Below are 12,771 nucleotides of genomic sequence, written 5' to 3' on the forward strand. Positions count from 1 at the left end.
TTCCTGTGGAAAGCAGAGGCACGGGGGGCACATCCGTGTGGCGTGCCGCTTGTATCCTTAGCTGGCGGGCACTCCGGCTCCGCTCAGGCGTTTAGGCCGTTTTATCTTGCCGGCGGCGGCCGACGATGCCCAGGCCGGCCAGGGCGCTGCCCAACAGATAAACCGCGGCCGGTATCGGCACCGCGCTGACGGAAAGCTGGTGGCTGGCAAGCCCGGTGATGGCGTTGTTGGCGCCACCGGCGGCGACGGTGTACCAGCCGGGTGCGAGGTTCTGGAAGGTCAGCTGGACGAGAGCGGCGCTCGCGCTGCCGGAGACGCCGGAGAAATAGGTGTTGCCGCCGACCTGATTGACGCCGGAGTTGACCGTTTCGCCCCAGTCGGTTTCGCCGCTGCCATAGGACCCGCCGGCGTTGACGTAGGCCAGGGTCTCCAGTAGGTTGCCGCCGCCGCCGGCCACCACGGAAGGATCGGACGCCCACTTGGTGCCGTTGGCGCCCAGTTGGCTCACCACGTTGGAGCTATGCGGCGATTGCGTGCTTAGACTCTCCTCGCCGACGCCCGTGCCGCCGTCGAAGGCGCCGTTGGAGGCCCAGACCGTGAAGGCGAGGTCGCGTGCGCCGGACGTTACCGCATCGGAAATCGTCACAGTCTGATTGGCGCCCGTGACCTGAAAGCTGAGCCATTTGACGGCATGGCCCCAGGCGGAATAGTTCAACAGGGCGTTGCCGGTCCAGCCGGCCCGGCCGCCGGAGGTGTCGGCCAGTCCGATACTCGTGGAGGTGATGGTCTCGTTGGCGCCGAGGATATTGTCGCTGCCTGTCCAGAGCGCCGCGGAGGGCGCCGTGACCGCGCCGGCCGCGTGGGCTCCGCTGCTGAGCGCGGCCAGTGCTGCGCCGGCAAGTAGGAATCGGACGGTCAGTTGAAGCTTGCTATTCATGCGTTAAGGCTCCTAGTACAAAACGCCTGGCGGCGTTACACAGGGTTGAGAGGGCGCCGGCTGGTCGCTGGTTTTTTGCGCGACAGTCGGATTCAGAACATGCCCGACGACGCTCAGCGTTGGCGTCCGGCTCTCCTCATGTTCGAAGGGCGGCCCGGCGATCTTGAAAAGACCCGTGGCTTTCCGGCCCCGCCTTGCGACGGGTGTGGCGATGGTGCTGGTTACGGTCGAACGGAAGCTTAGGGATGGCGCTTTAATTCCCGGATAACCAACGTAGTCTATAAGGCAATCCTTATGCCACTTCCCGGAGCGGCGAAGGAATTGGCCGTTTTTCGCGCCATTTACGCCAATTTCGCCGCGGATTGCCGGCTTTTCGGCGCATTCACGCGTTCGAAAAATGAGGGATAAGCCGCAGCAGTGCGTGAAAAGACTTACTTGATACAGGGCTTTGCGGGCTGCCAGGGCGGGCCTTAAGGCGGGCAAAAAACGGCGGCGGCGGGGAGTCGTTCCGATATCGGTATCGGTGGCCGCTGGGCCGCCCCCAAAACAAGTAGGCCGGCGATGTGCCGGCCTACTCTGCGGGACTGATCCGAGCCTACACGCGTCGTCGTCTGGCGCAGGCCGCCAGGGTCGACAGGCCGGTCATCATGAGCCATACGCCGGCCGGCAGCGGGACCGGCGAAGCTTCCACGCTGCCGGCAATGAGCACATCGGCGTGCAGCGTTTCCGACACGCCCGGCGTCAAGGTGAAATTGAATACGCTGGTCGTTCCGTCCACTCCGGTAGCGGGTGTCTCGAACACGGAAGCCACGACCTGTTCGGAACCGATGAACGTATGGCTTGCGTTGTAGTAGTCCAGATAAATAGCGCTGTCGGCATACTGGCCATGGGCTGAGGTCTGGAGTCGATAGTTCAGGGTCAGGCTGAGCGCGTAGGTGTCGCTTCCCATATTCTCAAAGCTGAGGCCGAATAATCCCAGACCCGAAAAATCGACGTTTCCGTCGCGGACATCGCCATTGACCGAGTAAGCCCGGCTGAACCCCGACCCGACGGCAATCGGTGTGACCGCGACGAGGCCTGTTTCCGGGTTTTCGTCCTGGATGGCCCCGTCGCCATTCAGCGTGAGCGCGTAATCCGGAGACGGAGCCGGCTGGAACCAGCCGGTCACGCTCAGCCCCGACAGCTGGCCCGGATGGTCGAGGTTGGCGATGCCGGTGATGGTATAGGTCAGCTCGGCGCTAGCGCTGAAAACGCTGGCGGCGTGCGAGCCAGGGCTCCACAACAGCGCCGGGGTAAGCGCCAACAGAATAGGCGCGAGTCGAAGGGGAGATTTCAGAACGTTCATGTGTCAATTCCGGTGTGGGGGTTGATGAGTCGGTGCGGGAGCGGACTTCAGGCGCTCCCGCAAGGTCAGTGGGCAGAACGGAGCAATTCAGCCTTATGGCGCCAGACGCTGGTCGAAGCGCGGGATGGGTTGCACCGAACCTTGCGCCCCGACCGCCGGTATCACCAGATAGTCGTCCTTGGCGAAGCCGGCGTTGATCGGGTTGCCGGCGGTCACGGCCGATTCGTCGCCCTCGTGGCCGTGGGGAATGGCGATTTCAGGGTGATCGAACGGGGCTCTCTCGTAACGGACGCGTTCGTCGGTCAGGCTTTTCATGAACTCGACCAGGTCGGCGATTTCGGAGGGGCTGAAATTCGCCAGGGAGGCGATCGTGGTCCCGTTATGCTTGTGCAGGCTGTCGAAATTTCCGCCACGCCCGTAAAACTCGACCACTTGTTCGAGCGTGGCCATCCCGCCGTTGTGCATGTAAGGACCGGTCAGTTCGATGTTGCGCAGGCTGGGTATCTTGAAGACCCCCTGGTTGGAATAGGCCATTTTCTGTCCGGACAAATTCGCCGCGGCCGCCGCGGCCGTCGGAATGTAGGCGGAATTTGCCGGGGAGCAGTTTTGATCGCGAAGCAGGCCTTCCTTGCTGCCGTCCGCGATGAGGCCGTCGGGGGCGGTGAACACATGGGCGGCGGTCGCGTCGGTGTTGAGGGCGAGCGGGAATATGAAATCGCAGGAGCGGACCTGGCCGACCTGCGGATCCAGGATGGCCGCCGGATTGTCCAGAAGGTATTGGACGTACTGCGAGGTGAACGACAGGGAGTGGCCGAAATCGTCCAGTCCGCCGACGCCCGGATCGGCGTTGGGATCGCCGACGCCCGTGTTGGCGAAACCGAAATCCATCAGCCGATTGCCGCCCGTCCTGGTCCGGTCGCGCGTCACGACGGTGGCGTATCGCCCGATGCCCGCCGCCTTCGCCGCGGCATACGGTCCCAGCGCATCGGGGCCGAACGGAATGGGGCTATGCGATGGTCCATAGGTCTTGCCCGGAGTCGGAGTGACCAGGCCCGCATTCGCCTGTATCGCGGCGGTGGTCAGTGTGGGGCCGGCGTGGCAGAGATTGCAGTGGTTCAGGACGAAGTTGTCGAGACCGTTCAACGCCGCCGGACTCAAGTCGATGGGGACCAGATTTTCGTCCCGGCGGCTCAAGTCTATGGGGGCCTGGTCGGACACCAGTGTCGACTCGTACAACTGGATGGCAAGACCGAAGAACAGGGCGAAATTGGCTTCCATCTGGTTGTAAGGCGTCTGGCCGGCACGCCCGCCGAAAGGCCCGAGCCGGGTATACGACCAGTATTTCGGGTTGTATGCCTGGGTGATCAGGGTCTTGTAGGTGGTGTTGAGTCCAGCACGCAAATTTCCCGCCGTGCTTAGGCTCAGGCCCAGCGGTGCGAATACGCTGTCTTCGTGATGGACCTTCTGGTATTGCAAGGGCGGGCGCAGCAGCAGTTTTCGGCCTATGTCCGGCCAGGTACGCTGGGCGCAGCTCATCTCCAGATCGCTCAGGCCGGGGCCGACGGCTTGTGAAGCCAGGGCGGAGTTTTCCAGATGCAGGCGCCGTTTCGCGACCGTCTCGGCGTTGACCTTGACCCAGACCCCGGCGTTGGGGTCGCGGTCGCCCCAGATGCTGCTGCCGTTGAAGATGTTGTTGGCGCGGCCGTCCCAGAAATTGCGGTGGTTGAACACCGCATTGATGACGGTAGGCGTGTTTCTGGGCTCCACGCGGCGGGTGCCGACCTGGTTGACGTGAAAGACCGGCTCCACGCTACGGCCGCATAGATCGGCACTCCCTGAAAATCTCGACGCGCCGGCAAATTGCCCGCTGAACGTTCCGGCCGAGGCGGCCACGTCATCCGTGCTGCGAATGAGGCCTGAACCGTTGGTTTTGTGCAGCGGGTCGTCGTACTGGTGAAAGGGAAAATCGTGCAGCGTGAACGTGTGGTTCGGGCCACCGGAACCGGAACCCAGCACGTCGAAGGTCTGCCCGCTGGCGTGGCTACTTTTTTGCCCCGGGTTGATCTGATTCTTGGTGCGGGAGTCGGCTCCGGCGCTGAAATGGCAGGATGCGCAGGCCATGCCGTCGCTGCCGACATTGATGTCCCAGAACAAGGCCTTGCCCAGGGCGATGGCCTTCTGTTTGTCGACCACGATGGGGTCGGGGCCATCCAGCAGGCCGGGAACGGGCGGTATGGGAACGCCAATCAGCGGTGTAGGCATGGGGCCATGGGCAAGCGCCGCCGCCGGGATCAGCGTAAGGCTCGTCAGTAGAATATTCCGGAAGAATGGCATGGTTTTAATCCCAGGTTACGGCCCGATCGGCGCGGCGTCGAGCGGGTACTGTGGAGGCTGTTGCGGGGTTCCGGCGCGGTCTCGAACCCTGGGCTCGCTGAGTAGCCTTGCTTGTGTTTGGGAGGAGTTGGGGTACCGCATTTCAAGCGAAGCGATACCCTCATGCGCCGTCGACGGGTACATAGCAAAAACGGCGCCAATGGTCGAAATGGAGACCAGTATCGCAATCGGCCTGCTGGAGCGCATAAAGCTATAAGGAGTTGCTAATATCTGCCGCTGCGCCTGCGGAATAAGCACCAAGCTATTGATTTAACGAAGGGGCGGCGTATCGGGACGGCGGCAGGGTCACGGTTTGCGATATCGTCTTGCGAGTGAGTGATATGCCTCACCCACAGGTGGAAAGTGAGGCATATCACTCAGGTCGGGGCGGAAGGGCTCTATCCGATGGAGGGCGCGCGTGGGCAAGCCCATCGTTCCGTGATGGTGTGAAGTAAGAATTAAGCCAGTTCGGAGGGGATGTCGTGCTCCTCGTGCCGAGGACCACGCCAGATCATGACTGGTGGCATCATTAATGCTGCAAGGGCAGGTTGCAACGCGATTCTACGCTTACGGCCAACCTGTATGACCATCAGAAAAATTGCCTTATCCACCCTCTTGTTGTTACTCGGAGCCGCACCCGCCTACGCACTGCGCGAAGGTGCGCCCGCTCCCGCATGCCCGGCGAACCTGGCTTCCGCCGATCAGAAGTTCAACCTTTCCGCTTACCGCGGCAAGGTGGTGTTGCTCGACTTCTGGGCCACCTGGTGCGGGCCCTGCAAGAAGTCCATGCCTTTCCTCAACGGCCTGCACAAACAGCACCTCAAGGACGGATTCGAGGTGGTTGCCATCAACGTGGATGAAAGCACCGACGAAGCCCTGGAGTTCCTGAAGGCATTCCCTGTCGAGTACAACCTGGCTTTCAACCCCGGCGGGGAATGCCCGCGCGTTTTCGACGTCCAGGCCATGCCGTCGTCCTTTTTGATCGACAGACAAGGCAAGATCCGCACGATACACCTGGGCTTTCGCGACGGGGACGAAGTCTCCATCCGCAAGCATGTCGAAGCCCTCCTGGCCGAATAATTCCCGACGAGTCGAGCGATGTTTATTTCAAGAACCGCGGGCGCTTTATTGCTCGCCGTTTTCTTAGGAAGTCTGCAAGGGTGCGCCGAGGTCAAGCCTTGGGAACGCGGCAATCTGGCGCGGGAGGAAATGGCCCTAGACCCTTATCCCGCCTTGAACAAGTTCCGCGATCACATCTTCACCAGCAAGGAAGCCTCGCAGGGCGGGCATGGCGGTTCGGGAGGGGGCTGTGGCTGCAATTAAGCGCGAGAAAAGCGCGGCGCTGGCCGCGCTGACCACGGCCGCGCTGGGCTTGCCGGGCATGGATGCCGAGGCGGCGGTGCCGGTCACGCAAGCCACGGGCAATGTCCAGTACGGCTATTACCAGGAAAGCGACGACCGCATGAAGGTGGAGGTCTATCACGGCGATTTCACCTTGCCCGTGACCGACCGCCTGGAATTCACCTTCAACGTCGACCGCGACACCTACAGCGGTGCGACGCCCGCGTTCAGCATTCCGCAGACCATGACCGAACAGGTCAGAATTAAGGGCGCGGAGGAAAAACGTATCGATGTGATTTCCGCTGCTTCGGGCGGAGTTACTGCCCAGGGATTGACGACCCTGGGTGACCTTAACAGTTTTAAGGATGTTATTCCGGGTCTCAGGGGAGCGACCAATGCGAGCGATAGCTACATAGATCAAACCAAAGCCAGCATCGAAGCCCAGAAACAGCAGGAAATCGCCAAATATTTGGCGGAAAATCCACGGCCGGATTTTCCGGCCACCGTATCGGGAGCTCAAACGATGACTTTCGGTACTCGTAACGCTGATCCTATGGGTAATGCCGTGTACGGAAAAGCCAATCTGAATACGGGCTCCGGCTGCGATGATCCCGGCACAGGTGGGCCCGCGGAGGCTTGTTACGCTCAGGGCGAGTTTCTAATGGGCACCATACGTGATCCTTTTAATCCCAATGGACATATCCACCGATATGGCAATGAGAATATAAATAATATCGCGCAATATCATAACGACTCTGCCGGAATCTATATACGCGCATTGACTGGCGCGGCGTTCAACTTGAAGAGTCTGGATTTCAATTCCGTGAGTACTCCCGAGGAAGGGAGCCCCGGTGCTTTTTGGGAAATCCTGGGCTTCAATACTGCAGTCAATCCGAACCTTTATAATGGCGATGGAACCAATTATTTAACCCGCGTAGCCTATCAGACGGTTGCCAATAATCAGTCGGGTCTTCTGACGCTAAATAGCTTGTTCCAGAACGTCAATGCCGTGTGGGTTCATTATCAGGGGTTTGTAAGGGACGCGTTAAATAATCCTGTAACCAAAGAGTATGACTTTGAGGCCAGGATCGATAATATCAATCTGGATAGTGCCGTATTCCCGGATGCCACGCCCGAACAGCTCGCTTGGTTGGCGGCATATAACAATTTCACAAAGAATCTGGATAGTACTTACAGTGCGGCACTCAGTGCGGTGCTCGCACAAGCCATACCCCAGGCGAAAGAAATTTACAAGCAGGCGGTTATCAAGACCTACGACAATTTTCTCAACCGCCTGGTACCGCCCAAGACAAAAACCGTGCAGCGCTTCCAGACCCAGCCGGTAGAAACCCGCACCATGCCGGTGTTCGGCGCGAAATACTATTTCGACAATGCGACGTTAGGATTCTCCGGCGGACAATCGAACGAGCCGGATTTCCACTCCAGCTTCGGTTCGGTCAATTATTCCCATGAGCTCAATAACAAACTCACGACGCTTACGGCGGGTTATGGCTATACCGGCAATGTCATTACCCGCAGCGGAGCGGGCCACGGAAGCGGACATGGGGAACACAGTCATGACAATCCGGCCATCTATCCCGAATTGAAGCAAAACAGCGATTTTCATACTTTCAACCTGGGCTTGTCCCAAGTTATGACCAAGAACACGCTGCTGCAATTGTCCGCCAACTATACCCGGCAGCAGGGCTATCTGAGCAACCCCTACAAGTTCGTTTACGTGCGTGGGGAAATCACGCCCGAAGAGTACTATTTACTTTCGGAAGCGACCGCTCCGGGTCAGATCAACTGGAACGACATCACCAAGCTCGAAGTCGTCGGCCTCGAGTTATTCCGCGAGGTTCGGCCGGATTTACGCAACCAGTTTTCCTTCTCGACCCGCCTCAATCAATATATCCAGCCGCTCAATGCCGCCTTGCATGCGGATTACCGCTTTTTCATCGACGACTGGGGCATAGACTCTCATACCCTGCAGTTGCAGTGGATACAGAAACTGCCCTGGGGACTGACCGCAACGCCCAGCCTGCGTTATTACTCGCAGTCTAAGGCCGACTTCTTCGCCCCCTATTTTCTTGCTCCGCGTGAGGACGGCCATTATTCCAGCGACTTCCGGCTGTCCGGTTATGGCGCCTTGAGCGGTGGGCTGACCTTGTCCAAGCAGTTCAACCGGGGCATACGCCTCGATTTGGGCGTGGAGTATTACACCCACCAGGGCGACTTGAAGCTCGGCGGAGGCGGTGAGAGCGATTACGCCGATTTCAGCTACTGGATGACGAACGCCCGGCTGAACATCGATTTGTCCGCGCCGGGTCAGATGTTCGGCGAGGGCGCGGACGACGAGCTACATCATCACCATCACCACGGCATCCATGCCCCGGCCGGCCTGATGTATGCGCATATGCTGGACAAGGCCGGCGACATCATGGTCGGCTACCGTTACATGTACGGCAACCAAACCGGCGATATGCGGCACGGAGACTCGCGGGCGAGCGATGCCCGGGTGCGCGGCGCGGCGTGCGGTTCGTCGCTTTGCAGCGAGCGGCCGACCGAGATGAGCATGCAAATGCACATGCTCGACCTGATGTACGCGCCGACCGACTGGCTGAATCTCATGCTGATGCCGCAGCTCGTCGACATGAAGATGAAACTGGAGCCTTTGGCCGGCGCGACCGGGGAAAGCGAACACGGCGGCGGGCACGAGACGCACGGTCTGGGCGACACGCTCATGGCGGCCATGGTCAAGGTGCTCGATCTGTCGGGCCATCATTTCGTGCACGTGGGGGTGGGCGTGAGCGCGCCCACGGGCGACGTGGACGCCACCCTGGATGGCAGGGAGGGCGGCGAACTGCAGGACTACGGCATGCAGCTGGGCAGCGGCACCTGGGATTTCAAGCCCAGCCTCACCTATCTCGGCCATGCCGGCGACTGGTCCTGGGGGGCGCAGGTGAATGCCACCAAGCGCCTGGACAAGCGGAACAACAGCGGGTACGTCCTGGGCGATCAAGTCCAGGCCAATGCCTGGGGCAGCTACAACTTTACGCCCTGGCTCACGGCCTCGGTGCGCGGCGTTTACACCGAGCAGGGCAAGATCCGCGGGGAACTCAATCGCGATCACTCGCACAGCGCACCGGTGGATTTTCCGAGCAACTACGGCGGCAAGTTCTGGGATGTAGGTTTCGGCCTCAATCTCGCGGTGCCGAGCGGGGCGTTCGCCGGGCATCAACTCAGCGTGGAATGGCTGCAGCCCGTCGCCGACAAGTTCAACGGCTACCAGCTTGAACGCGAGGGTTCGCTGTACGCCAATTGGAACTACGCGTTTTGATCGCGGGTGGCTGATGGGCACGCTGCCGCTTTGCCCATCCTACGTCGAAAGGTGGTGGTGTAGGATGGGCAAAGCCGCAGGCGTGCCCATCATATTTACCGGGGTCGCGACTCATGGAATACCGGCGCTTGTATCAACCGGGCTCGCGGTATTTCTTCACGGTGGTAACCGAGGGACGACGCCCTTTGCTCGTTGACCATATCGAACGCTTGCGGGATGCATTCCGACTGGGTATTTCGCGTTATCCGTTCGAAGTCGAAGCCATCGTCGTCCTTCCCGATCACCTACACACAGTTTGGCGGCTGCCTGAGGAAGACTCCGATTTCTCCCGACGTTGGATGGCGATCAAACGGAAGTTTTCCGCGGGTTTGGCTGCGGGTGTCGTCAACGCCTCCAAGGCATCGAAACGCGAGAAAGGCGTGTGGCAACGGCGCTATTGGGAACACTGTATTCGTGACGAGGACGACTGGCGGAGACATATGGATTACATCCATTACAACCCGGTTAAGCATGGGTATGTCTCCGCGCCGAAAGACTGGCCGTATAGCTCGTTTTCGCGCGCGGTTGCCCGAGGTTGGTATTCCTCCGACTGGGCGGCGCCCGTCGAAATATTGGATGCGACGGATTGTGAATGAGCTGATGGGCACGCTGCCGCTTTGCCCATCCTACGAAAACTACAAATTTCGTAGCGTGGGATGGGCAAAGCACGCAGGCGCGCCCATCGGAATTCTGCCGACCAGCCGCATTAATTCGTAACTTGCAACATTTCCGCTTCGCCTTCAGGGCCATGGGCTGTCCCTGCGAGATCCAGCTCTACGCCGACGATCCCGCACCGGCCAGCCACGCCGCCGAGATCGCGATGGCCGATGTGGGGCGGCTCGAAGCCAAATATTCGCGTTACCGCGAGGAAAGTTTGCTTTCCGCCATCAACCGGGTGGCCGCCAGCGGCGGAGCCATCGAAGTCGACGCCGAAACGGCGGGTTTGCTGAACTACGCCGACACCTGCTACCGGCAGAGCGAGGGTTTGTTCGACATCACTTCCGGTATTTTGCGGCGCGCCTGGCGTTTCGATAGTGGACAACTGCCGGACCAGGCTCTGATCGCCCGGTTGCTGGTCGGCGTGGGCTGGGACAAGGTGAATTGGCGCGCGCCGGTATTGGAGTTCCCCCAGGCCGGCATGGAGCTGGATTTCGGCGGCATCGTCAAGGAGTACGCGGTGGATCGCGCCGCGGCGCTGTGTACTCAATCCGGCATCGGGCATGGCGTCGTCAATCTGGGGGGGGATGTCAAGTTGATAGGCGGCCGCCCCGACGGCCGTCCCTGGCGGGTGGGCATCGCTCATCCGAGGAAGGCCGGCGACACCCTGTTAACGCTCTCGGTAGAACAAGGCGCGGTCGCCAGCAGCGGCGACTACGAGCGCTGCGTGATCGTGGACGGCATCCGTTACGGTCATATTCTCAATCCGAAAACCGGCTGGCCGGTCGGCCACTTGGCGGCGGTCAGCGTGCTGGCCGAGCACTGCGTCGTGGCCGGTAGCGCCTCTACCATAGCGCTGCTCAAAGAGGCGGAAGGACCCGCCTGGCTGGAGTCATTGGGACTGCCGCATTTGTGGATGGATGTCGAGGGACGCTTGGGCGGGTCGGCAGGCTTGATCAACCAGGTGGCGGGTGGCTGAAGCGCGCGCATTAGTCACTCCGGATCTGAGAGACATGGCCTGGATCGGCTTTTTCCGTAAGGCAAATACCCGGTACGAGCCTGAAAAACTGTGTCATATGCCACAGTTTCGCCGGGCCGTACTCGTTGGTCGTGATATTTAATTTAGTGAAATCAATAAAGTATCGAACTTGGCGAGATGATTGCTATGAGTTTATGGACTGACTGGTGAGCCCCGCTTCGTCCGGCGCAGGAATCGACCTCGTCGATGCATGGATAGCTCAGGACCGCCGACGTTCAGGCGCGGATGCCCGCATCCCGAATCCCCCTTAACCGATTCAAGCTAAAGCACTTAGGAGCGACAAGTACATGAACATGTTCTCGATGAAACCGTTGGCGGGTCTTTTGATGGCCGCCTGCGCCGCTTTTTCAGGCAATGTCCTGGCTAGCACCGTTAACTTTACGGGCGTTGCAACCGCAACTTCAGGCCACGCCAACACGGATTCAAGCAGTGGGTCTTTTGTACAAGACGGTGTGGTGGTGGGTGTGGTCGCCGATCCGACCGATTCGGGGGCACACTTTCACCGGGCAGGGCTTAGCTCGGACCGGGAGGCCCAGTATCACCCGGACTCCACCGGCATCTATGTCCGCAGAGAGGACAAACAGAATTTCAGTCTGCAGTCGATCTGGCTGGATGTGACGAATGGCGAAACTCCCGCCGGTGTTAATCCCGGCAGCTACGTCATTTACGGTTACGCCAACGCTGTCAACGATCCTTTACTGTCGAACAGCGCTACCGGGGAACCGGAATGGGGCCAGGTAACCCCGGTTGCGACTTATAGCTTTGCCAATGACGGTGTTTTTGCCGGCAACGTTAGTCTTGCCACCTTGGACCCGGCTTGGGGCAATATCGGCGCCTTCTGGATTCATTTCGCGGGATTCCCGCACAGCCCGACGACGAATTATCTGACGAGCGTCTATCCGGATTTCGATCTCCGGGTTGACGACATCGTTCTCGGAGATGTCGTCCTGCCTCCGCCGGCATCGGTTCCGGTTCCTGCGGCGGTCTGGCTGTTCGGTTCCGCACTGGCCGGAGTGGGAGCGATCAGTCGCCGCAAGAAAGCCGCTTAATAGGGCCCAATGACCGGCTCCCGGACAGTGTCGGGAGCCGGATCGACCGTCTCAACCCCCGAGTGTCTCTTGGCCTCGGGGGTTTTTATTGCCCGCTTATTTGACGATGCGAACCATTGGATGGGGCAGGATGTGCCGGCTCCAGTACGTCGCCTCGGCATCACGGTGTGTGATTCAACCCACAATCCGGCACCCCCCGCTCGCCGGGGAATCGCGTTTCCCGGCAAAACATGGGGTTACTGCACGGACAGTGGATCGGTCGGGGTGAGGTATTTCACACAGACTGTGTGATATCGCGCAGTCGCAATCAATGCCCGCGTGTATCTAGTTGATTCTGATTGTTGTTTTCATGGCACGAGACCTGCTAATTATGCTGCGTGCCTACAAGGTAGGGGGCTCTCGCGGGTTGTTGCCGCGCGCTCCCGGGGGTCGGTCCCCTAGGGATACCGAAAGACAGGAAGTCGAATGTACCAATCGCCACACCCGTCGCGAGGCGGGGTCGGAAAGCCACGGTTCTTGTGAGAAATCAAGAAGGCCGGGCCGCCTCCCATAGGTGATGGGGAGGACCGCAGTGCAAGCCCAACCAAGGAATTCGCGCTGCGGACATCACTGTTTGTTCGTTAATCCAATTAAACAGTGACCAGGTGATTT

9 protein-coding genes and 2 riboswitches are annotated in these 12,771 nt (G+C 60.0%); of the genes, 6 read left to right on the forward strand and 3 right to left on the reverse strand.

Annotated features, from left to right (window positions below; genetic code table 11):
- Positions 1-91: 91 nt before the first annotated feature.
- The 3 genes from JWZ97_RS17790 to JWZ97_RS17800 form a co-directional block, all read right to left on the reverse strand.
- Positions 92-937, reverse strand: coding sequence for a VPLPA-CTERM sorting domain-containing protein (locus tag JWZ97_RS17790; protein WP_205431911.1), 846 nt, complete (start codon positions 935-937; stop codon positions 92-94).
- 145 nt (positions 938-1,082) lie between these two features.
- A riboswitch (cyclic di-GMP riboswitch) is annotated at positions 1,083-1,157 on the reverse strand.
- A gap of 375 nt (positions 1,158-1,532) precedes the next feature.
- On the reverse strand, positions 1,533-2,282 hold the full coding sequence (locus tag JWZ97_RS17795; RefSeq protein ID WP_205431912.1) for a VPLPA-CTERM sorting domain-containing protein: 750 nt from the start codon (positions 2,280-2,282) through the stop codon (positions 1,533-1,535).
- A 93-nt stretch (positions 2,283-2,375) separates the two neighbouring features.
- Complete coding sequence (locus JWZ97_RS17800; protein WP_205431913.1) at positions 2,376-4,616, reverse strand: cytochrome c peroxidase; 2,241 nt, start codon at positions 4,614-4,616, stop codon at positions 2,376-2,378.
- A gap of 621 nt (positions 4,617-5,237) precedes the next feature.
- On the opposite strand from JWZ97_RS17800, the gene JWZ97_RS17805 reads away from it, so the two are divergent.
- The 6 genes from JWZ97_RS17805 to JWZ97_RS17830 all read left to right on the forward strand — a co-directional run bounded on the left by JWZ97_RS17805 (position 5,238) and on the right by JWZ97_RS17830 (position 12,120).
- Positions 5,238-5,735, forward strand: coding sequence for a TlpA disulfide reductase family protein (locus JWZ97_RS17805; RefSeq protein WP_205431914.1), 498 nt, complete (start codon positions 5,238-5,240; stop codon positions 5,733-5,735).
- 18 nt (positions 5,736-5,753) lie between these two features.
- Positions 5,754-5,978 carry a DUF4266 domain-containing protein gene (locus JWZ97_RS17810; RefSeq protein WP_205431915.1) on the forward strand — a complete coding sequence of 75 codons (225 nt, stop codon included), beginning with the start codon at positions 5,754-5,756 and terminating at the stop codon, positions 5,976-5,978.
- Positions 5,965-9,336, forward strand: coding sequence for a DUF3570 domain-containing protein (locus JWZ97_RS17815; RefSeq protein WP_205431916.1), 3,372 nt, complete (start codon positions 5,965-5,967; stop codon positions 9,334-9,336). Before JWZ97_RS17810 ends, JWZ97_RS17815 begins: the two co-directional genes overlap by 14 nt.
- Positions 9,337-9,449: 113 nt before the next feature.
- The gene (locus tag JWZ97_RS17820) at positions 9,450-9,971 is read left to right on the forward strand and encodes a transposase (RefSeq protein WP_205431918.1); all 522 of its coding nucleotides are present in this window, start codon (positions 9,450-9,452) and stop codon (positions 9,969-9,971) included.
- A gap of 152 nt (positions 9,972-10,123) precedes the next feature.
- Positions 10,124-11,011, forward strand: coding sequence for an FAD:protein FMN transferase (locus tag JWZ97_RS17825; RefSeq protein ID WP_205434713.1), 888 nt, complete (start codon positions 10,124-10,126; stop codon positions 11,009-11,011).
- A 347-nt stretch (positions 11,012-11,358) separates the two neighbouring features.
- Positions 11,359-12,120 (forward strand): hypothetical protein, encoded by a 762-nt coding sequence (locus tag JWZ97_RS17830; RefSeq protein WP_205431919.1) that lies wholly within the window; start codon positions 11,359-11,361, stop codon positions 12,118-12,120.
- A 466-nt stretch (positions 12,121-12,586) separates the two neighbouring features.
- Positions 12,587-12,668, forward strand: a riboswitch (cyclic di-GMP riboswitch).
- Positions 12,669-12,771 lie beyond the last annotated feature (103 nt).

This window comes from Methylococcus sp. EFPC2, assembly GCF_016925495.1.
Lineage (GTDB): Bacteria > Pseudomonadota > Gammaproteobacteria > Methylococcales > Methylococcaceae > EFPC2.

Excerpts from the sequence above, each read along its gene's own strand:
- JWZ97_RS17790 (WP_205431911.1), bottom strand. The coding sequence starts at position 937 with ATGAATAGCAAGCTTCAACTGACCGTCCGATTCCTACTTGCCGGCGCA.
- JWZ97_RS17820 (WP_205431918.1), top strand. The coding sequence starts at position 9,450 with ATGGAATACCGGCGCTTGTATCAACCGGGCTCGCGGTATTTCTTCACG.
- JWZ97_RS17810 (WP_205431915.1), top strand. The coding sequence starts at position 5,754 with ATGTTTATTTCAAGAACCGCGGGCGCTTTATTGCTCGCCGTTTTCTTA.
- JWZ97_RS17830 (WP_205431919.1), top strand. The coding sequence starts at position 11,359 with ATGAACATGTTCTCGATGAAACCGTTGGCGGGTCTTTTGATGGCCGCC.
- JWZ97_RS17825 (WP_205434713.1), top strand. The coding sequence starts at position 10,124 with ATGGGCTGTCCCTGCGAGATCCAGCTCTACGCCGACGATCCCGCACCG.
- JWZ97_RS17795 (WP_205431912.1), bottom strand. The coding sequence starts at position 2,282 with ATGAACGTTCTGAAATCTCCCCTTCGACTCGCGCCTATTCTGTTGGCG.
- JWZ97_RS17805 (WP_205431914.1), top strand. The coding sequence starts at position 5,238 with ATGACCATCAGAAAAATTGCCTTATCCACCCTCTTGTTGTTACTCGGA.
- JWZ97_RS17800 (WP_205431913.1), bottom strand. The coding sequence starts at position 4,616 with ATGCCATTCTTCCGGAATATTCTACTGACGAGCCTTACGCTGATCCCG.